Source organism: Moraxella canis, from assembly GCF_002014965.1.
In the GTDB taxonomy this organism is placed as follows: Bacteria; Pseudomonadota; Gammaproteobacteria; order Pseudomonadales; family Moraxellaceae; genus Moraxella; species Moraxella canis.
In genome coordinates this window covers 152,457-173,931 of sequence record NZ_MUXT01000001.1, presented here as the reverse complement: position 1 = coordinate 173,931, position 21,475 = coordinate 152,457, and the positions used below count along the sequence as shown (strand labels likewise).

General features: G+C 44.9%; 20 protein-coding genes and 1 pseudogene. 7 read left to right on the top strand and 14 right to left on the bottom strand.

The features are described 5' to 3' along the window. A complete protein-coding gene (locus B0180_RS00785) occupies nt 1-855 on the top strand; it encodes an NAD-dependent epimerase/dehydratase family protein (RefSeq protein ID WP_078255235.1) in 855 nt (284 codons plus the stop codon). Between the two features lie 104 nt (nt 856-959). On the opposite strand, the gene B0180_RS00780 is transcribed toward B0180_RS00785, so the two are convergent. Further along, nucleotides 960-2,417, bottom strand: coding sequence for a DASS family sodium-coupled anion symporter (locus B0180_RS00780; protein WP_205276520.1), 1,458 nt, complete (start codon nt 2,415-2,417; stop codon nt 960-962). Between the two features lie 292 nt (nt 2,418-2,709). Between B0180_RS00780 and B0180_RS00775 the strand changes: the two genes are divergently transcribed. The 4 genes from B0180_RS00775 to B0180_RS00760 all read left to right on the top strand — a co-directional run bounded on the left by B0180_RS00775 (nt 2,710) and on the right by B0180_RS00760 (nt 8,324). After that, nucleotides 2,710-5,592 (top strand): valine--tRNA ligase, encoded by a 2,883-nt coding sequence (locus B0180_RS00775; RefSeq protein WP_078255233.1) that lies wholly within the window; start codon nt 2,710-2,712, stop codon nt 5,590-5,592. 86 nt (nt 5,593-5,678) lie between these two features. Beyond that, nucleotides 5,679-6,785, top strand: coding sequence for a hypothetical protein (locus tag B0180_RS00770; RefSeq protein WP_078255232.1), 1,107 nt, complete (start codon nt 5,679-5,681; stop codon nt 6,783-6,785). A gap of 1 nt (nt 6,786) precedes the next feature. After that, nucleotides 6,787-7,461, top strand: a complete 675-nt coding sequence (locus B0180_RS00765) for an OmpA/MotB family protein (RefSeq protein WP_227538688.1) — start codon at nt 6,787-6,789, stop codon at nt 7,459-7,461. Further along, complete coding sequence (locus B0180_RS00760) at nt 7,458-8,324, top strand: hypothetical protein (protein ID WP_078255231.1); 867 nt, start codon at nt 7,458-7,460, stop codon at nt 8,322-8,324. Before B0180_RS00765 ends, B0180_RS00760 begins: the two co-directional genes overlap by 4 nt. Here the strand turns inward: B0180_RS00760 and B0180_RS00755 are convergent. The 3 genes from B0180_RS00755 to B0180_RS00745 form a co-directional block, all read right to left on the bottom strand. After that, nucleotides 8,314-9,216, bottom strand: coding sequence for a histone deacetylase family protein (locus B0180_RS00755; RefSeq protein ID WP_078255230.1), 903 nt, complete (start codon nt 9,214-9,216; stop codon nt 8,314-8,316). The genes B0180_RS00760 and B0180_RS00755 overlap by 11 nt on opposite strands. Before the next feature lie 36 nt (nt 9,217-9,252). Next, nucleotides 9,253-9,891 carry a type III secretion system chaperone family protein gene (locus B0180_RS00750; RefSeq protein WP_078255229.1) on the bottom strand — a complete coding sequence of 213 codons (639 nt, stop codon included), beginning with the start codon at nt 9,889-9,891 and terminating at the stop codon, nt 9,253-9,255. A gap of 236 nt (nt 9,892-10,127) precedes the next feature. Beyond that, complete coding sequence (locus B0180_RS00745) at nt 10,128-10,691, bottom strand: lipocalin family protein (RefSeq protein ID WP_078255228.1); 564 nt, start codon at nt 10,689-10,691, stop codon at nt 10,128-10,130. A 162-nt stretch (nt 10,692-10,853) separates the two neighbouring features. Between B0180_RS00745 and ccmA the strand changes: the two are divergent. Then, a pseudogene (gene ccmA / locus B0180_RS00740) lies at nt 10,854-11,539 on the top strand (heme ABC exporter ATP-binding protein CcmA). Next, nucleotides 11,536-12,210: a heme exporter protein CcmB gene (locus tag B0180_RS00735; RefSeq protein WP_078255227.1), complete on the top strand. Its 675-nt coding sequence runs from the start codon at nt 11,536-11,538 to the stop codon at nt 12,208-12,210. The pseudogene ccmA and the gene B0180_RS00735 overlap by 4 nt, the downstream one beginning before the upstream one ends. 39 nt (nt 12,211-12,249) lie before the next feature. On the opposite strand, the gene B0180_RS00730 is transcribed toward B0180_RS00735, so the two are convergent. From B0180_RS00730 to B0180_RS00685, 10 genes are all read right to left on the bottom strand, one after another. Next, nucleotides 12,250-13,104: a carbon-nitrogen hydrolase family protein gene (locus B0180_RS00730; protein WP_078255226.1), complete on the bottom strand. Its 855-nt coding sequence runs from the start codon at nt 13,102-13,104 to the stop codon at nt 12,250-12,252. A gap of 247 nt (nt 13,105-13,351) precedes the next feature. Further along, the gene (gene thiS / locus B0180_RS00725) at nt 13,352-13,552 is read right to left on the bottom strand and encodes a sulfur carrier protein ThiS (RefSeq protein ID WP_078255225.1); all 201 of its coding nucleotides are present in this window, start codon (nt 13,550-13,552) and stop codon (nt 13,352-13,354) included. A gap of 24 nt (nt 13,553-13,576) precedes the next feature. Next, on the bottom strand, nt 13,577-13,960 hold the full coding sequence (locus tag B0180_RS00720; protein ID WP_078255224.1) for a DUF423 domain-containing protein: 384 nt from the start codon (nt 13,958-13,960) through the stop codon (nt 13,577-13,579). 70 nt (nt 13,961-14,030) lie between these two features. Further along, a complete protein-coding gene (rpoH, locus tag B0180_RS00715) occupies nt 14,031-14,885 on the bottom strand; it encodes an RNA polymerase sigma factor RpoH (protein WP_204371699.1) in 855 nt (284 codons plus the stop codon). Nucleotides 14,886-15,310: 425 nt separating this feature from the next. Continuing rightward, nucleotides 15,311-15,652: a sulfurtransferase TusA family protein gene (locus tag B0180_RS00710; protein ID WP_233424881.1), complete on the bottom strand. Its 342-nt coding sequence runs from the start codon at nt 15,650-15,652 to the stop codon at nt 15,311-15,313. Between the two features lie 145 nt (nt 15,653-15,797). Then, nucleotides 15,798-16,781 (bottom strand): murein tripeptide/oligopeptide ABC transporter ATP binding protein OppF, encoded by a 984-nt coding sequence (oppF, locus tag B0180_RS00705; protein WP_078255221.1) that lies wholly within the window; start codon nt 16,779-16,781, stop codon nt 15,798-15,800. A 3-nt stretch (nt 16,782-16,784) separates the two neighbouring features. Beyond that, a complete protein-coding gene (oppD, locus tag B0180_RS00700) occupies nt 16,785-17,762 on the bottom strand; it encodes an oligopeptide ABC transporter ATP-binding protein OppD (protein WP_078255220.1) in 978 nt (325 codons plus the stop codon). 45 nt (nt 17,763-17,807) lie between these two features. Continuing rightward, entirely contained in the window at nt 17,808-18,707 is a 900-nt protein-coding gene (gene oppC, locus B0180_RS00695) for an oligopeptide ABC transporter permease OppC (RefSeq protein ID WP_049236373.1), read from the bottom strand. Between the two features lie 13 nt (nt 18,708-18,720). Beyond that, the gene (oppB, locus tag B0180_RS00690) at nt 18,721-19,641 is read right to left on the bottom strand and encodes an oligopeptide ABC transporter permease OppB (protein ID WP_049236371.1); all 921 of its coding nucleotides are present in this window, start codon (nt 19,639-19,641) and stop codon (nt 18,721-18,723) included. 194 nt (nt 19,642-19,835) lie between these two features. Next, nucleotides 19,836-21,461 carry an ABC transporter substrate-binding protein gene (locus B0180_RS00685; RefSeq protein WP_078255219.1) on the bottom strand — a complete coding sequence of 542 codons (1,626 nt, stop codon included), beginning with the start codon at nt 21,459-21,461 and terminating at the stop codon, nt 19,836-19,838. Between the last annotated feature and the right edge of the window lie 14 nt (nt 21,462-21,475).

Here is a 21,475-nt window from a genome sequence, read left to right as displayed (position 1 = left end):
ATGGCAACTTATTTAATTATCGGTCAAGGCAGTATTGGCAAGCCGTTGGCGAAAAGCCTGGCAAACTCTCATACCGTTAAAACAGTGGCCAGAAGCTTGCATGAGTACGGGGCTTTGGCTGAGCGTATTTATTTTTTACAAAAAGATGCCAGGGATTTGGTTTTGGATGATGTCAAACAGATCACTCATCTTGCCATCATTGTCACGCCATCGAGCACAGGGCGAGCGTCGGCTTTGGATTATCAAGAAAGCTATTTGGCGGTGTGTCAGCACATTGTAGATTTGGCGAATCAGTCGTGCGAATGGCACCAAAAGCTTGAGCAGGTATTATTCGTGTCATCCACCTCTGTGTATGGTCAAAAAAATCAAGGCGAGTGGGTTGATGAGACCACGCCTGCACAGCCTGCGACCGATACCGCTCAAGTATTAAAAGATGCTGAAGATCTGCTTTGGCAGACGTTTGGTGATCGCGCCATCATCGTACGCGCCGGTGGGATTTATCATAAAAATAGCACAAGGCTCATTGAGCAGGCGCGCAGAGCTCACCTAGAAGGCATCCCACGCCATCATTATACCAATCGCATCATGGATAGCGATTTGGTGAATTGCTTGTATCAAATTTTGGTCAGTGATCGTCCTAAGCCGTTGTACCTTGCGACAGATAACACGCCCGCCACAAGCTTTGAGGTGCTTAGCCATATCGCAAAAAGGCTAAACCTCCCATCTCCAGCGCCCATCCCTGCGCCGCCTAGCGGTAAGCGAATCATCGCAAACATTGATGGTGACTGGCTAAGCTATCCCAATTATCAGATAGGATATGATGCTGTGATCGCACATTTGGGCAGGTCGAATTAGGCTGTTCATCAGGGTTTATCTTGCTTTAGCATCTAAAACGATCACCCATTTTCCATAAAAAATACATTAAAAAAGCGGATCAATATCCGCTTTTTTATTTAAGGTTACCAATAGCCTAAAACCTTCCACCACAGACCGCCAATCAGCGTAAACACCACGATATTAACCACACTCATCACAAAGCCGGCTTTCCACCATTCTGGTAAAGTGGTGTAACCTGAGCCAAAGATCACCGGAGAAGTACCGGTGGCGTAGTGCGTCAAAGTCATCATGATGCTTGATGCTGCTGCCATCAATAGGGCAAAAAGCATCGGTGGGGCACCCAAAGCGATACCTGCCGACAAAAACGCCCCAAACATCGCGGTGATGTGCGCTGTCGTACTGGCAAACATATAATGTGCATACATATAGGCGATCAGCAACAACAGACCTGCCGACAAGCCGCCCAGACCCAAGCTTGCGATGCCTGTTTCAAGGCTGGATGAAAACCATGCGATCAATCCAAGCTTATTTAAAAATGTCGCCATCATGATCAAAGCAGCAAACCATACAATCGTATCCCAAGCGCCTTTTTCGGAAGTCACATCTTCCCACGTCAGCACGCCTGTCAATAGCAGCAAACTTAAACCAATAAAGGCAGTCGCAGTCGCATCAATGGGAAAATTAAACAATAAATTTGGCACGCCTGCCCAGCACAGTAGTAAAATGGCAAAAATCGCCAACATGATTTTTTCGTCACGGCTCATCGCGCCCATGTCAGACAGCTTTTCTTTGGCAAATGTCACGGCATTGGGCGTGTTTTTGATTTTGGGTGGATAGACAAAGTACAGCACCAGCGGCATCAGCGCAAATGCCACTAAGCCTGGAATCAGCATCGCCCATGCCCACTGACTCCAGCTTAAGCGAAACTCACTGCCCAAGGTTTCAGCGATCAGATTCACCACCAGTGGGTTTGGTGCTGTGGCGGTGATGAACATGGCTGAACTGATGGGGTTGCTGTGATAATTCACCAAAGCAAGATATTTACCGATGGTATCTTGGGTGTTTTTGCTTGGTGATGAATCAAAACTGTCTGCAATCGCACGCATGATGGGATGCATGATCGCGCCGCCGCGCGCGGTATTACTGGGCGTGACAGGTGCCAAGATGAGCTCACTAAAAGCCAAGCTGTAGCCGATGCCCAAGGTTTTTTTGCCAAAAATGGCAATGAATAAATAACCAATGCGCGCGCCCAAGCCTGTTTTTAGCAGTCCACGAGAGATCATGATAGACACCCCGATCAGCCAAATCAATGGATTAGCGAAGCTTGACAGCGCATCTTTCATGGCATCATTAGCGCTGCCGCCATCAGCCACCGTGATCCCTGTGACAGCAACCAAAGTGATCGCCAAAATAGAAAGTGCGCCAATGGGCATCGCTTTACCGATAATCGCTGCGATAACCCCAACAAATAACGCAAGCAAATTCCATGCTTGATCGGTCACGCCCTCAGGTGTCGGAATTAAGAGAATGATCACCGCAAGTACGATGGCGATGACGAATGGTATAGGTTTAAAGCCGATTTTCATAGACATTTTTACACCTATTTATTTGGAGAAATGAAAATAAAAGACGCCCAATGCAGGCGCTTTCATTATATTTGAGTCAGTCAAATTACCCTTATTTTGATTTTATTATACGATAATGACAGTTTAATAAAAAGTCATGAATTAAAATTACATAAACCAAACCATTTAGTAAATAAATGCCATGCGCCGTAAATTCCGCCATGAAAATCCCCACAAATTGGTGAATTTACGGTAAAATAGCCTGTTAAATTTCACTTTTTATTATAAATTATCAGAGGGTGATCCCATGAGCGCAGACAATTTATCAACCAATTATAATCCAGCAAATATCGAATCAACATGGTACGACACTTGGGAAAATCATGGCTATTTTAAGCCCACTTTTGATAAAGAAAACTCCTTTTCTATCGTTTTGCCGCCGCCAAATGTTACAGGCTCTTTGCACATGGGGCATGGCTTTAACAATGCCGTCATGGACGCCTTAACTCGCTATCATCGCATGAAAGGCTATAACACCCTATGGCAGCCTGGCACCGACCACGCTGGCATCGCCACCCAAATGGTGGTGGAACGTCAGCTGGGGCAGCAAGGGCTTAGCCGTCATGACTTGGGGCGTGAGAAGTTTATTGAAAAAGTGTGGGAATGGAAAGGTCAATCTGGTGGCAACATCACTCGCCAAATCCGCCGTCTGGGCTCATCGGTGGACTGGTCTCGTGAACGCTTTACCATGGATGATGAGCTGTCGGACGTGGTCAAAGAAGTGTTTGTGCGTCTGCACGAAGACGGGCTGATTTATCGAGGCAAGCGCTTGGTAAACTGGGATGTTAAACTGCAAACCGCCTTATCTGACTTAGAAGTAGAAAGCCATGACGAACAAGGCTCGCTGTGGCATTTTAAGTATTATTTTGCTGACAAAAATCTCACCACCACAGACGGCAAAAATTATTTGGTGGTGGCAACCACTCGCCCTGAGACCTTGCTTGGTGATACCGCCGTTGCTGTCCACCCTGATGATGAACGCTATCAGCATCTGATTGGCAAAATGATTGTCTTGCCCATTACAGGGCGTGAAGTGCCGATTGTCGCTGATGACTATGTGGAAAAAGACTTTGGTACAGGCTGCGTCAAAATCACGCCTGCCCATGATTTTAATGACTATGATGTGGGTAAACGCCATGAATTGCCGCTTATCAACATTTTTGATTTACATGGCTGCGTGCTTAATCACTTTGACTACATAGCCAAAGCAGGCGAGCCAATCAGTCAAAATCCACCGGCACCGAGCGACTATGCAGGGCTTGACCGCTTTGTCGCCCGCAAAAAACTCATCGAACAAGCCCAAAATGAAGGCTGGCTTGAAAAAATCGAACCGCACGCCCTAAAAGTCCCCAAAGGCGACCGCTCTGGTGTGGTGATTGAGCCACTTTTGACCGACCAATGGTATGTCAAAATCGCCCCCCTTGCCAAACCTGCCATAGAAGCGGTGCAAAACGGCGACATTAAATTTGTGCCTGAACAGTACACCAATATGTACATGGCATGGATGCGTGATATCCAAGACTGGTGCATCAGCCGTCAGCTGTGGTGGGGTCATCGCATCCCTGCGTGGTATGATGATAAAGGCGGTATCTACGTGGGGCGTGATGAAGCCGAAGTGCGTGCCAAATACAGCCTAGGCGACATCTCTCTACGCCAAGATGATGATGTGCTAGATACGTGGTTTAGCTCGGCGTTATGGACGTTTAGTACGCTTGGCTGGACAGGCACCAACAAAGATTTTGACAATGACATCTTGCAAAAATTCCACCCAACGAGCGTCTTGGTAACTGGCTTTGACATCATTTTCTTTTGGGTGGCTCGTATGATTATGATGACGCTGCATTTTGTCAAAGACAAAGACGGCAAGCCACAAGTGCCCTTTAAAACCGTCTATGTGCATGGGCTTGTGCGTGACGGCGAAGGGCAAAAAATGAGCAAATCTAAGGGCAATGTGCTTGACCCACTGGATTTGATTGATGGCATTGATTTAGAAAGTCTGGTCGCTAAACGCACCACGGGACTCATGAACCCCAAAGATGCCCCCAAAATTGAAAAAGCTACTCGCAAAGAGTTTGCTGACGGCATCGCTGCTTTTGGCACAGACGCCCTGAGATTTGCTTTTGCCAGCCTAGCCAGCACAGGACGAGACATCAACTTTGATTTAAAACGTGTGGAAGGCTATCGCAATTTTTGTAATAAAATCTATAACGCCACCCGCTTTGTGCTGATGAACTGCCAAGAGCAAGCGATTGGCACAGAACCTCACCCAGACTTATGGGGCTTGCCTGAGCAGTGGATTGTCAGCCGCTTACAAAAGTGTGAAAAAGCGGTGGCACAGGCGTTTGAGACCTATCGCTTGGATTTGGCGGCACAGGCGATTTATGACTTTATTTGGAATGAGTACTGCGATTGGTATTTGGAGCTGACCAAGCCTGTGCTAAATGACCCGGCTGTCAGTGGTGAGCAAAAGTCAGAAATCCGCCGTGTGCTACTGTCCGTGCTAGAAGTCGCTCTACGCCTTGCTCATCCTATTATGCCTTTTATCACCGAAGAGCTGTGGCAGACCATCACACCACTACTGGGTAAGGGCGGCGAGAGTATCATGCTAAGTGCCTATCCTGAATGTGATGACAGCAAAATCAACGAACAAGCCGAAAGCGACATGGCATGGCTACAAAGCCTCATCGGTGCGGTGCGTAATATCCGTGGCGAGATGAAACTGGGCAATGCTGTGCGTCTGCCTGTGCTGATTCAAGGGGCGAGCGATGAACAGCAAGCAAGTCTGGTACGCATTGACAGTCAGTTTAAAGCCCTTGCCAAGGTGGAGAGTCTGACGATTGTGGGCGAGAATGATGAAGTGCCATTGTCATCACAAGCGTTGATTGGCTCACTCAAAGTACTGGTACCTATGAAAGGCTTGATTGACCCGACCGCCGAAATCGCCCGCCTACAAAAAGTGCGCGATAAACTGCAAGCTCAAGCAGACGGTATTGCCAAAAAGCTGTCCAATGAAGGCTTTGTCGCCAAAGCGCCTGCGGCTGTGGTAGAAGCCGAGCGAACCAAACTCTCTGAGCTAGAAGCTCAGATTGGGGAAGTGGAGAAGCAGTTGGGGGAGCTTGGGAATTTGTAATTCTCATTCATTGCATTAAAGATAGCGTATTCTTTGATACGCTATTGATTACCACAAATCCGCAACTATAATTTGTATGAGTTTTTATGAATGTTATGTCTTCTTTGCCACTTGAAACATTGTTTTTCATAATAGTTATTGTAATTCTCTGCTTTATCTTTCATGTGCGATATGATAAAAATATTTCTGATAAAGCTCCAACGCTTTTAACAACTTTTGGAATTTTTGCAACCTTCTTTGCGATTGCATTTGGTTTGCTACAATTTAATGTTACAAATATACAAGATAGCGTACCTGCATTGTTAGATAGTCTAAAAACTGCTTTTTGGGCTTCTGTCTTTGGTGTGGGCGGTGCTTTAACTTTTAAAATTAGAGATATAATCTTGCCTTTTTATGATGAAGATTATGACGAAGAATTTAATAGGATTTTAATTGAGGAAATTAGACAGCTTAGAGAAGATAATAACCGTCTTTTGGAACAATCCATACAATCACAAAATGAAGCGTTAAAAAATATTGCACAATCTTCGTCTGATGAGTTGGTAAAAGCCTTAGAGGATGTGATTAAAGATTTTAATGCCAAAATTAACGAGCAGTTTGGTGAAAACTTTAAACAACTTAATGAAGCTGTTGGAAAAATTCTAGTTTGGCAAAAACAGTATACTGATTACATAGATACAAGTACAGCTTCATTAAATAATATTATTTTTAATTTTGATAAAATAAGTAATAATTTGAATAGCGTAGTAAATAATTCAGATCAAATAATTAAGGATTTTAATGTATTCGTTGAGCAAGCTAAAAACTTCCAATCAATAGCTGATAATTTAGAAAAGACGTTAGGCAATTTAAATACGCAGAGAGAATCTATCCAAAATCAATTAACCACACTATCTAATTTAGTAAATCAGACCTCCAATAATTTGCCACAAATAGAAAATCAAATACTTGGTATTGCAAACACCATGAAAAATTCAAATGAAGAATTTCATAGAAGAATTGGTGAGTTAGCTACCAATACTGAAAGGCAGACCGGTGCTTTACAGCAAGGTATTGAAAAAGCTCTCACCGAATCTTTGACGGGACTTGGTGGACAACTTGGAGCCATGACAGAGAAATTCGTAAGAGATTATAATGAGCTATCAAATGCCTTAGCACAAATATCTCAAATCACAAGACAGTATGGTAGATAACATGGCTAAAAATTCTGAACAACATTGGATACCACTTGCTGACCTGATGACAGGCTTGATGATGATGTTTATGCTTATAGCTGTACTATATATGCTCAGAGTAAGTAATGCTGTATCAAGCTATACTGCTTCAAAAGATGAACTAGGTAGAGATTTATGTGCAGAATTTTCCAAGGATTTAATAAAATGGCATGCCGAATGTGATAGCAAAAATTTGGTTATTCGCTTTAAATCTCCTGATGTACTATTTGATACAGGTCAATCTACTCTAAAACCACAATTTGCCATAATATTAAATGATTTCTTTCCTAGGTACATTAAAATATTAAGTCAAGATAAGTATAAAGATAATATTGAAGAAATCCGCATAGAAGGTCATACATCAAGTAAATGGAGAATTGGTATAAATGATAATCAAGCCTATTTTTTAAATATGCAATTATCACAAGCTCGTACATTAAGTGTCTTGCAATATGCTCTTGTCAGCACAAACACACAAAATAAAGATTGGGTAAAAGGAATTTTAACCGCGAATGGTTTATCGTCATCTAAACTTATATACAATGATGACGGTACAGAAAACCAACAAGGTTCGCAACGTGTTGAGTTTAAAGTAAGAACCAATGCGGATGAGCATATTCAACAAATCATCAATGATTTAGGGCAAAATAAATGATAATTAATTTACCAAATTTCTTTCAAGACAATAAACTCAATTCCCTAAAAGCAAAAATGGGAATTGACAGATATACTTATGGAAATTTTGGTGATAGTCAAATTCAAGGTATTAGGGACTTACTAAATGGCGAAGGTCAGGATTTTGAAAATATTTCAGAAATTACACCATTAAGCGACCATACACTAACTTACAATAATGAACGAATTATTGTCTATATTAGAGACGTTAGCAATTATGGTCATTATAACTTACCTAGATTTCATATCGCAAAATGTTCAACCTTGCGAAATATGTTTACAAATAACAGAAAAGGTAGATACGTTCGTACTCAAAATGAAACAGGCATATTTTTTGTTAATATTATTAGTGGAAACAAACCAATCAAAAAAGAAGTGCGATTAAATGTTTGTAAAAATTGTTTAGATGTGTTAGGTTGGGAAGGTTATTCTGTTAATACTTGGACTGAGGCACAAAAAGATGATTGTGTTGCAAGATTTACAATTTCAAAATTTTTTGAAGAGTACCCAAAATTCCTATCAGATAACGATGGATTTTCAAGCTCTAAATCACCACTGAATGTATATCCCCCACATTGGACTGAAATTAGTCGTAATTATAGACAAGGAAAAAATTGGACGTGTGAACAATGTGGCGTGGTTTTGATAAATAATCAAGGTCTATTAGAAACTAATCATAAAAATGGTAATAAATATGAGTGTAATGACAGCAACCTAGAAGCGCTGTGTGTAGACTGTCACTCAAAGAGACCTATGCATAGTCATATGCTAAATAACCCAATGACACATACAAGAATTGAGCAAGTTAAAATCATAAAAAAGCAGCAGGGTATCATTTTATGATTTTCCAAACCACCCCAAACACCCCACAATGAGCCTCCACCACTGTCTCAATATCAGGTGAGTAGCCACCACCCATGACCACCGCCACAGGGATACCTGCCTTGTGGGCGGTGGTGAGTACCAGCTTGTCTCGCTCATAGCAGCCTGCCATACTAAGTGACAGTTTACCCAGTTTATCCGTCGCCAGCACATCCACGCCTGCTTGATAAAACAGCATATCAGGGTCAAACTCACGGATAATCTTAGGTAGGGTCTCGCCCAATATCGCCAAATACATCTCATCACCCGTGCCGTCATCGAGCTCTATATCTAGGTCAGACGGCGGTTTATAAAACGGATAATTCTTTTTGCCGTGCATACTAAACACAAAAACATGGGGATGATTTGCCATGATAGACGCATTACCATTGCCTTGATGAACATCCAAATCCACAATCAAAATCCGCTGAGCTTCTTTGCGATTTAAGAGTAGATGACTGGCGATACAGATGTCATTAAACACACAAAAGCCCTCGCCGTGGTCGGCAAAAGCATGGTGCGTGCCACCTGATACCGACAAGGATATGCCGTATTTTTTGGCATACAACGCACATTCATAAGTCCCATGCGCGATATAACGCTCACGCTTCACCAGCTCTGCCGACATTGGCAGTCCGATTTTGCGGATTTCTTGGGGGCTCAATGTGCCTGTTTTGAGCTTATGCCAGTAATTGGGCGTATGGGTGGTGAGTATTTCATTTTCGGACAAAAGCTGTGGGTGAAACAAATTATCCTGCGTGATGATGCCATCGGCAAGCAGTTTTTTGGGGATGAGTTCATATTTTGCCATCGGAAAACGATGACTGTCTGGGACAGTATGGCAAAACAGGGGCGAATAAGCAATTTTTAGCATGACTTAACTAAAATACATAAAATACGATCAAGCCGATCACTGATATTGATCGGTAGGCTCATAGTATTGCTCTGATGAGTCTTGGGTATGGACATCGGTAGGGTGCTGCAGGTAATCGGTAGCGATGGGGCTAGGGTCGGGCTCATAAAGCACATCATCATACAGCCTTTGGGCAAGCTCAGTTAGGCTTGCTACGCCTTGCAAATGCACGCCCAAAGCTTTATCGCTCAGTGGCGTAAATTCAGCATCTAGGCTGACTTTGGCGCGCACCTCCCCATCAGTTGGATCAAGCTCAATGCTGCCAAATGGGATGGATAAATTCGCTGTCGCGATCGCCATCAGCATCATCGCAAAATGACTGTGCGGCACCACCTCAGGTAAAACGCCAAAGATAGAAACAAGTTGGCTTTTTTCATTAATCCGAAACACGCAGGTCCACTGGTGTTCAGTATCACTAAATAATACGATCAGATGATGAACTGGTGGCGTTATCGAACTGTTGCTTGAGCGTGCTTCATAGTGCCAGCTGTGGCGCTCCAAATACTGCATGAGGCGATCGGTGATGGGCTGCTGGCTTACTTCTGATTCAGGCTCGGCGATGGGCTGAGTGCGCTTTTTTGAAACTTCGGCATCTGATGTCTTGAGTAAAGATTTTAATTTTTTTAATAATTTCATCGCATTCAGCAAGTTGGTCAATAAGCAAAATTTGAAGGGCTATTATAGATAGCATAGCAAACTTTTTGGTAGTGCGATAGCTTGGACTAAATTAGTTTAACTATTTAATAAAAGCCAATCAAGCTATCAAACCAAAGATACCGATCTTCGGATGGCGATCGGTAGATTGTCAATCTTTAAGGCAGAGCATCATTACCATTAATCAAACTGAGAGTTAGTATAAATGTCACTTTGGCTTATTTTTGAGGCGTTTTGCTAAACGCACTCAAATCATAGCCATTTTGGCGCGCGATATCCAGATAGTTTTGATAAATGCGCTCATCAAGGCTTGGCGTGCGTGACAACACCCATAAATATTTGCGATCAGGCGTACCAACCAAGGCAGACGTGTAGTTTTGGGTATCTTCTGTAGTAGCTAGCACCCAATAGTCAGCTTGACCGATTGGCAGTTTTTTGAGAAAGCTTGGTAAAAAACTGACCTTAAGCTTGGCATTGGTACCATCGATGGGGTAGGCTTCGCCATCTGCTGACATTTGTCCGTCTTTAGTTTGGCAAGTGTTTAAGACCTTGATTTTGCCATTGTCTTTGAGAGTATAATTGGCAGTGACATTGTGCGTACATTTATTTTGAAAGCTCATTGGCAAGCGCCCAATTTCATACCATGTGCCCAAATAATCATCTAGACGCACATGATCGACAGTTTGCGGGGTTTGAGCGGATTGTGATGCGGTGGTCGCACAAGCGCTCACGCCAACAGTCACAATAGCCAAAGCCAAGATTAATGAGGTTTTTAGGCGCATGATAAGCTCCAAGATGTATGAAAGTTCATTGTACCATAAATTTACAGTGCGCTTGTGTGTATTTATGAGTCGGTGGGGACGGTGCTACTTAATACTTGGCGATCGTATCGGCTTGGCATAGCTTTATTTGGTGTGGTTATGGTAAAATTTAGGTTTAGCCTTATGCAGCGACATTCAGCGGATCGCATTTTTTCATGATTAACCCTGACCATACCATGACCACAGCGACTTTACCTTATCAGACTGATCATAAGCCGATCCTTAGGATTGAGGCACTGGATGTACAGCGCGGTGATTTTGTGTTGTGTCAAGGGGTGCAACTGAGCTTAGGGGCGGGCGATGTGTGCCATCTGATCGGCGAAAATGGCTTGGGTAAAACGACGCTCATGTCTCAGATAGCAGGGCTATTACCTATTGTTAATGGCACCTGTCTATGTACTGGCAGCATGGTATATGTCTCGCATCAGCTTGGCATCAGTACGGCGCTGACCGTAGCACAAAATTTGCGATTTTTGCTGTCATTATATGGTGTGGATGCAGATGATGACCTGATTGATGAGGCGCTATGGCAAGTGGGGCTTGAGGGGCTGCAAGATGTCTCAAGCGTTCAGCTGTCGGCAGGTCAGATGCGCCGAGTGGGATTGGCTCGCTTATTTGTCTTGACACCAAATGAGGCGCCATTTTGGCTGCTTGATGAGCCGCTGACGGCACTGGATACTGCCATGGTTCAGGGGCTTGAGGCGCGTATTTTGGCATTTGCTAAGACGGGCGGGGCGGTGCTGATGACCAGTCATCAGACGACAAAAGCTGCAAATCGACAGCTGAATTTGGCGGAATTTGCGTTATGATGACTCATCCTTTTTTGACCATGATTGCCCGCGAATGGCAAATTAAACGCCAAGGCGCAGTTCAGTGGCTGTATCCTTTGGTGCTGTTTTTATTGATCATTACGCTATTTCCCTTGGCGATTGGTAATGAGCCACAGCTTTTGCTCAGATTGGCACCGTCGGCGGTGTGGATTGCTGCCTTGCTTGCCTTAGTGATTGGCGTGGATGATTTATTCCGCAGTGAATTTGATAATGGCACCTTGGCACAGATGGTGGTCGCCAAAGCACCCTTGACCATTTGGGTTTTGGCGCGACTTTTGGTGCATTGGCTCTTTAGTGCAGGCGTGGTAGCGGTCTTATCCTTATTGGTGATTGTGCTGTTTGAGATGCCGTTTGGCGAAGCGGGTATCTTGATGGTTTCGATCTTTGTGGGTTCTCCGATTTTGCTTGGCTTATCTGCCATCGCTAGTAGTTTGACTTTGACACTTAAAAATGGCGCGGTCCTTGTGCCATTGATTGCGCTACCCATGCAGCTGCCTGTGCTGATATTTGCTACTGGTGCAGTGGATTTATATGCCACAGGGTTAAATGGCTTGCCGACATTGGCATTATTGGCGGCAGGCAGTATCATCACGGTGTTGGTGACGCCATGGGTGGTCGCCTCGGTGCTCAAAATGGCATGGGCGGACTAACTTACCGAAGCATCCTAAAGTGAGCTGCTAGCAGGCGTACTACGCCAAGCGATGACAATCAAAAATCGGCATGCTAGCGCGGACTTTGGCTTGCTGATCGGCATCATAATCGGCATAAACAATACAATATCCGCTGTCTGCGACATCAGCGCTGCCACTGTCTGCCATGATTTGCCCATGCGCATCCACAATCATGGAGTGACCCCAAGTCTCGCGTGTGCGACTACCGATCTGACGGGTGCCGCCTTGGGCTGAGCCGACGATCAGGCACTGACTGTCTAAAGCGCGCGCCTGCAGGAGCATCTGCCAGTGCGCCTCGCCTGTGCGATGCGTAAAAGCCGCTGGTACAGTGATAATATCCGCCCCCATTTGCCTTAGTCTCTGAGCAAGGGTAGGGAATCTGACATCAAAACAAATCATCATGCCAACATTCACCGCCTGCCCATCAATGATGCATGGCTGACACACCAACTTGTCGCCATGCTCAAAGGTTTTGCCTTCATCATAGCTGCCTGTGCTATCATCAACGGTCGCTCGAAACAGATGAATTTTATCATAGCGTGCCTTGATATCACCTTGATCATCGATCAGCAGGCTGACTTGTCTAACAAGATCTTCACGCACATCGCTGCCATCAGGACGAGTCGGGCAAGGCAAAGTGCCTGCCAACAGATGCACGCTGTGCGTCTTGGCTAGCGATTGATAAAACTGGCAAACTTCATCAAAGCGATCAGCTAGCTCAGTCTGCCGACCCATGACGCAAGCATTTTCGGGTAATGTGATGAACTTAGCACCGTGACGGGCGGCTTCGCTGACGGCATCATTGATCGTGCTTAGATTGGCATCAATGTCGGTTTGGCTATTTAGCTGAATACTGGCAATGCGAATGGTCATGACATCTCCTTGATCCTTGATTTTTCAGATGATTTTAATTAACTTATCGATATTTGTTTGGATTGTCAAGGCGGCATCAGGCAGATTAATACAAGATCACAACAAAACTGCTTGCAAAATTAGGCAAGCTGTGCGATATTAAAACATACCCAATGACGATCTCTAACAGGCATTTGATCATCATTGGGTATTTTTTGGCGTATTTAAAATTTGGCTCAGACTGTGCTTATTATCTATCAGGCGTGTATCAGCCACCGCCAACGGCTTGCACGACTTCGATACTCATGCCGTCCTTTAGCTCTGTGGCGGTTAAGCGTGATTTTGGCACGAGCATCCCGTCGATTTCTACCGCAAAGCGCCCTTGGGTCAAGCCTTGGGCATCAAGCAGCTCAAATACCGTTGAATGATCCGATTCGGTCGGTTGTCCGTTTAAAGTGAATTGTTTCATGGTCTAAATTTTGATTAAATTGACTTAAATTGAGCGAGTGGTTTTGGCGATTTGTAAGGCAAATACAAGCCAACCGATGATTAATAAAGTCCCGCCGATGGGTGTGATCGCACCAAGCCAACGAGGTGCACCAAGCGCCATGGCATACAGTGTGCCTGAAAATATTACAATCCCCACCTGTAATAATAACGCTGCCAAAGCGGAGCGATAGCGTCCGATATGATGTAAAACTCCAATGACTAACAACCCCAAAGCATGAATGAATAAATATAGCGTTGCAGTTTGCCAAATCTGCAATGCATACTCATCAGCGATGCGCTTTAGCCCATGTGCCCCAAATGCCCCTAAGCCGACGCCTAAGGCAAGATTAAGCGCAGCCACCGAAAGCCAATTGATCTTAGGAGTCATAACAGTCTTCTATATGATGATAATTAAAATACAACAAATTAGTCAAAATAAATCAGCCAAATCAAGCCTTTTATTCATCAATAATCATGCGATCAAGGGTGATGGCTTCTTTGATTTTATTCATGGCGTTTTTTTCGATTTGACGGACGCGTTCGGCAGAAATATTATAGGTTGCCGCAAGTTCATGCAAGGTGGATTTTTGGTCAGCGAGCCAACGCTGCGTGATGATATCACGAGAGCGCTCATCCAAAGTCTCCATCGCATCTTTGAGTGCAGTGGTGGTATTTTCCTCCCAATCTGCCTCTTCCACGACATCGGCAGGATTGACAGCATCCTCCAAAAACAGCTGAGGAGCATAGCGTCCTTCGTCATCATCCGAATCTTGCGCCTCAAAAGAGGCATCATAACTGGTCAAGCGCGATTCCATCTCCAAAACTTGCTTGACGGTCACATTTAGGTCATTGGCGATGGCGGTTGCTTCATCTAAGGTCAGCTGATTGGAGGATTTTTTTAGACTGCGTAAATTAAAAAACAATTTACGATGCGCTTTGGTCGTGGCAACCTTAACGATGCGCCAATTTTTGATCACAAATTCATGAATCTCAGCTTTAATCCAATGCACCGCAAAGCTGACCAGACGCACCCCTTTATTAGGATCAAAGCGCTTGACGGCTTTCATTAAGCCAAGATTGCCTTCTTGGATCAGATCAGCTTGGGACAAGCCATATCCTGAATAGCTGCGTGCAATATGAATGACAAATCTTAAGTGGCTCATCACAAGCAGCCGAGCCGCTTCAACGTCGCCATCATTATAATAACGCTCCGCCAAGGCACGCTCTTCTTCAGGCGTCAAAATAGGAATCTGATGTACGGTATTGATGTATGCGCCCAAATTTACCCCGGGCGCCGCCAAATGTGTCGGCATGGCAGGCACCAAATCACGCGTGGCGATAGTATCTGTATCAGATGGCTTGCGTTGAGTCTTAGGGGTGGTAGCATCTTTGGGTGCATTGATATCGCCATAATCATCCATATCTTCGATGACTTCGGCGTATTCTTCATCATCAACCTCATGAAAGCCATCAAGCGCTTCGATCAAATCCTCATCAAGCTCATCGTCATACGCATCATCATAGCCGTCATAGTCTTGATCATAATCATTATCGTTATCTTGGGTGCGTTTGGGTGCCATTTTGTCCCTGTATTATTCTCAAAATCTTAGTGCTATTGTAGGCAATTTTCTAAAAATTAGCTAGTCTCCAATCTTTGAATCACATAAATTTTACAATCTGTAAAAATTGACTAACCTTGATTTTCTTTGGGCTGATCTTTTATAAATGCAATTTGATCTTAGTTTGTAGGCTTGATGATGATAAAGTGATAAACAGGCGCATCATTGATCAAATCATGACTGTGCCATGTATGTACAATAAGAGCGTTTTTGGTGCAATAAGCCACCAGGTCTTTTTGGGAGTTTGGGTCGGTGGCGATCAGATACAGCGCTTGGTTGTCAGCGACTTGACGCAGCGTGACTTTGGCTTTTAATAAGGGCATTGGACAAGGCAGATTTCGAGCATCATAAAATGCCTCTACTGTGTCTGAAGGGAGGTTTAGTTCGTGTAGTTTGTCGGTCAAATGATCTTTGAAAGTGGGTTTTTCTTCTGCTGTGAGTGTGTCAAAAATGTGAGTCATAATCTGTGCCACCGAATAAAAGTGATATAAACATGGGGGTAGCGGCAGATTTTGCAAGGATGGATCAGCTTTGATTTTGAGCGGTAAATGGTGAAACATGACTCATCAAAAATCGCCTCGAAATTAGCATCTCGAGGCGACGAAATCAAACTTCAGCGTATAAGCAGGCGACTTGATGATCATCACGTCCGCTTAGCACAGGCTCGGTCTGTGCGCATGCGTCGGTGGCTTTTGGGCAACGCGTACGAAACACACATCCTGACGGCGGATTGATGGGGCTTGGCAGATCGCCTGGCAGCAGCTGAATTTCTTTATTGCGTTCAGCTTCTGGATCGGGCAGTGGCACCGCGCTCATCAAAGCTTGGGTGTATGGATGGGTGGGTTTATCATATACAGCTTGATCGGTCCCTAGCTCAACAGCGTGACCTAAATACATGACAAGCACTCTGTCGGAAATGTGTTTGACGACCGAAAGATCATGCGCAATGAAAATCAGCGCAAGCCCCATCTCTTTTTGGACTTCTTGGAGTAAGTTGATGACTTGGGCTTGGATGGAGACATCAAGCGCCGATACAGGCTCATCACAGATGATCAGCTTAGGACGCAGTATCAGTGCGCGTGCAATCCCGATACGCTGACATTGACCGCCCGAAAACTCATGCGGATAGCGGTTAATTAAGTTGGGTAATAAACCGACTTTGGACATCATCTCACGCACGCGCGCCTGAACTTCGTCTTTTTTAAGCTCAGGGTGATGTGTGCGCAGTGGCTCAGCGATGATGTCGCCGACGGTCATTCTGGGGTTCAAAGAAGCCAGCGGATCTTGGAAGATCATCTGAATTTCTTGGCGTTTGGTTTTCCAAGCTTTTTCAGAGATGCCAACCAGCTCTTCTCCATTAAAGCGTATGCTGCCTGATTTGGCTTTGACAAGTCCAATGATCGTGCGCGCCAAAGTAGATTTTCCGCAGCCTGACTCACCCACGATGCCCAAGGTCTCGCCAGCATTCAGATCAAATGATACGCCGCTGACTGCTTTAAGCGTGGCAGGCTTTTGCCAAAAAAACGCGCCTTTTTTATGGATATTAAAATGCGTTTGTACATCGCGAACTTGTAATAATGGGGTACTCATGCATTATTCTCCGGCAGGTAAGTTGGGATGTTGCCAATGGCAGGCGCGCTGACGCTCATTGGGTAGAAATTTTAGCTCTGGCGGTGTCGTGCGGCAAATGTCCATCGCGTATTCACAGCGCTCAACAAATGGGCAGCCAGCAGGCAGATTTAATAAATTCGGAGGGTTGCCAGGAATGGTGGTCAAGCGCTCGGAATGACCATCTAGGCGCGGAATGGCGCCTAGCAGCCCAATGGTGTAAGGATGCGTTGGATTATAAAAAATCTCTTCGGTTTTACCATACGCCATCGTGCGGCCAGCGTACATCACCAAAATACGATCACAGGTACCTGCAACGACCCCCAAATCGTGGGTGATCATAATGATGGTGGTCTCAAAATCGCGCTTAAGCTCATTTAATAGCGCCATAATCTGAGCTTGAACCGTCACATCCAGCGCGGTGGTTGGCTCATCGGCGATCAAAAGCTTAGGACGGCACAACAGTGCCATCGCAATCATGACACGCTGACGCATACCGCCTGAAAACTCGTGTGGATACATGCCGATGCGCTTACGAGCTTCTGGGATTTTGACGGCGTCTAGCATCCGAATGGATTCTTCCCAAGCTTCTTTTTTATTCATGCCCTTGTGCAAGATGAGCACTTCCGCCAGCTGATCGCCAACTTTCATGAAGGGATTGAGACTTGTCATCGGATCTTGGAAGATGATGGCGATTTCGTTGGCACGAATTTTATTGAATTCTTTTTGGGATAATCCCACCAGTTCTTTATCACGAAACTTGATAGAGCCTTCAGCATGACCATTTTTGGCAAGCAGCCCCAAGATGGAAAAGGCGGTTTGGGATTTACCAGAGCCAGACTCACCGACGATCCCCAGGGTTTCGCCTTGATTTAAATTAAAATTAAGTCCATTGACGGCGGTGACCAAGCCTTCTTCGGTGGCAAATTTTACTTTTAAATCATTAACTTTTAATAATGCCATATAATTCTCCTAAGGTAGGCGTGTACCTTGATATTTATCCATAAATTAGCGATCTTTTGGATCCAGCGCATCGCGCAGACCATCACCGATAAAGTTAAAACAAAACAGCGTAATCACCAAAAATACCGAAGGCACGATCAGCTGCCAAGGTGACACCTGCATGGTTTGAGCGCCTTCTTGAAGTAGCGCACCCCAGCTGGTCATCGGCTCTTGGACGCCCAAGCCCAAAAAGCTTAGGAAAGATTCAAACATAATCATGCCAGGCACCAATAAAGACGCATAGACCACCACGACACCCAAGACATTAGGGACGATGTGACGAGTCACAATTTTCCAGCCTGACACGCCGCCAACATGAGCCGCTTCGATAAATTCTTTGTTTTTTAGGCTAAGGGTCTGACCGCGGACGATACGCGCAATGTCAAGCCAAGACACCAAGCCAATCGCCACAAAGATAAAAATGATATTGCGCCCAAATAAGGTCACCAATAAGATCACAAAGAACATAAACGGAAAGGCGTTCAAGACTTCCACAAAGCGCATCATCAGCATATCAACCTTACCGCCGACATAGCCTGAGATGGCACCGTAAATTGTCCCAAATAGTACCGCCACAAGCGCGCCAGCAATCCCCACCATCAGCGAGATGCGACCGCCGACCGCCACACGCACCAATAAATCACGACCCAAATTATCAGTACCAAAATAATGCTTGGTTTCAATAGAAGGTGCTGCCGCCATATTTGCCCAGTCGGTATCGGCATAGCCATAAGGGGCGACCATCGGCACGATGATCACAAATAGCGTGATCAGTAGCAGGACAAAGCCGCTGATCAAGGCAGCTTTATTATGTGAAAAGCGTCGCCATGCATCTTGCCATAAACTGCGTCCTTTGACTTCTTTGATCGTCGTCGGCATGGCTGCCGTTTGCATTTGATTTGACATAAAAATCCCTTACTTAGTACTTAATTTTTGGATCGATGACGGCGTATAAAATATCAACGATGGCATTAAATAAAATGGTCAAAGTGCCTACCAAAATTGTCAAACTCAGCACCAAGCTGTAATCGCGATTGAGTGCGCCATTGACAAATAATTGACCAATACCAGGCAAGCCAAAAATCATCTCAATGATGATCGAGCCTGTAATAATGCCCACAAATGCAGGACCAAGATAAGAAATCACAGGCAGCATCGCAGGACGCAGCGCGTGTTTGGTGACGATATAATGCAGCGGCAATCCCTTGGCGCGCGCAGTACGAATAAATGGTGAATTCATGGTCTCAATCATCGATCCACGGGTGATACGCGCAATACTGGCAATGTAGCTTAAAGACAGCGCCGTGACGGGCAGCACAAGGTTCATGAACGCGCCATCGTTCCAGCCGCCTGCAGGAAACCATTTGAGTGTCACCGCAAAAATCAAAACCATCAGCGGTGCTTTGACAAAGCTAGGAATGGCAACCCCTGCCATCGCAAAGGTCATCAGGGTATAATCGATCCAGCTGTTTTGTTTGAGTGCCGCAAGGATACCAAATAACACCCCAAATACCACCGCAATGATAAACGCATACAAACCGATCTCGACAGAGATTGGCAGCTGCTGAGCCAATAGCTCATTGATGGTATGGTCTTTATATTTAAAAGAAGGTCCAAAATCGCCATGCAGTAGCTGCTTTAGATAATTTAAGTATTGCAGCCACAGCGGATCATTAAGATTATATTTGGCTTCGATATTTGCCATCACAGCAGGTGGCAGGTTGCGCTCACCTGTAAAAGGACTACCCGGCGCCAAGCGCATCATAAAAAAGGAAATGGTAATCAAAAAAAGCAGCGTTGGAATGGCTTCTAAAGTACGCCGTAAGATGAGTTTAAACATAAAAAAATGACCTTTTAATTTGCGGTGGCAAAAAGCTTCCCTGAAATTATGCAAAAAGGAAGGTATTATACTGTTTTGAATTCTTAAAAATCAAGTCAAAGGCGGTTTGGCTGATTTTTAATACGCCAAAACGTCCTGATTTTTAAAAGCAAATGACAGACGCCAAACCGCGCCTGCCATCAGATGTCATCAGGTTATTTGACCGACCAATATTTGGCGTGCCACTGATCCAAGGGATCTTTATTGGAGTAATTTGCCACATGTGGCTTAACCAAGCGGACATTGGCATAATAAAAGATGTCGATGTGCGCATGGTCGCGATCGGCGATTTGCTCGGCTTTTTCATACAGCTTGGTGCGCTCGCTGTCGCTGATGCCTGAAGCAAGCGTTTGTAGCATAACTTGGTCATATTCAGGATTGTTATAGCGAGACCAGTTATTGGTGTTGGTTGATTTAAGCAAATTTAAGAAAGTCGACGCTTCGTTATAATCACCGCACCAGCGCGCTCTTGCCATTTGATAATCACCATTACGGCGACTGTCTAGGTAAGTTTTCCACTCTTGATTGACCAAATTGACATTCACCACGCCGAGCGATTCTTTCCATAAGCTGCTGGCAGCCACGGCGATTTTTTTGTGGCTTTCGTTGGTGTCATATAATAAGTCAAAGTTTAGCGGATTGGACTGATCATAGCCTGCTTCTGCCAGTAGTGCTTTGGCAGTTTCAATGCGTTTGGCTTTATCCCAAGCCTTCCATTGAGGCGTATAATTGACGCTGCCTTTGATGGCGGTTGGGGTGAATTGATAAGCGGCGATTTGACCTTGCCCCATGACTTGTTCACTGATGACTTCTCTGTCCATCGCCAATGACAGCGCTTGACGCACCTTAGGATTGTCAAAAGGTGCTTTACTGTGATTCAGATCATAATAATATGTGCACAAGGTTGGTGCGGTCTTTAGCTCATCGCCCAGTTTGTTTTTTAGGGCATCAAACTGTTCAGGCGGCAGCTCACTGGCGGTGATATCAATCTCGCCAGCTTCATAGCGCATGACATCGGTCGTGGCTTGTGAGATGGGTAAAATGGTCAACTGGGGCAATGTCACCATTTGAGCGTTATAATAATTTGGGTTTGGCTCAAGGACGATTTTTTCATTAACAATCCACTGAACTGGCTTAAATGGTCCATTGACCACGATATTTTCAGGCGCTGTCCACTTATCTCCAAAGGCTTCCACCGTCGCTTTGTGAACAGGCTGCACAGCGGAATGAATCATCATATCCGCCAAATAAGGGACGGGCTCAGATAGGGTGATTTGTAAGGTTTTATCATCCAAAGCCTGTATGCCCAAGGTCTCAGGCTTCATATTGCCATCAATGATTGCTTGAGCATTGAGCACTTTGGCGTCATCAAGGTAGCTGGCATACGCAGAGCCTGTGGCTGGATCCACCAATCTTTGAAAGCTATACACAAAATCGTGCGCGGTCACAGGGTCGCCATTTGACCAGTTGGCGTCACGCAGCTCAAAAATCCAAACTTTATTATCTTCAGAAGACCACTTGGTTGCGATACCAGGAACGATATTGCCATCATTGTCCGTGCTCACCAAGCCTTCGGAGAACTGGCGAATGATGTTGGCTTCTTGGACGCCTTTGGCTTGATGTGGGTCTAGCGTTTCAGGTTCGCTGGCATTATTGATGGTGATGCCTTGCTGATTGGTTTTGGTAGCTGCAGAACTTGCTTGGTTTGAGCCAGTATCATTTGAACAAGCGCTCAAAACCAGCGCAAGGCTAAGTGTTAATAGGGTGGGTTTAAGATGCATTACAAAATTCCTTT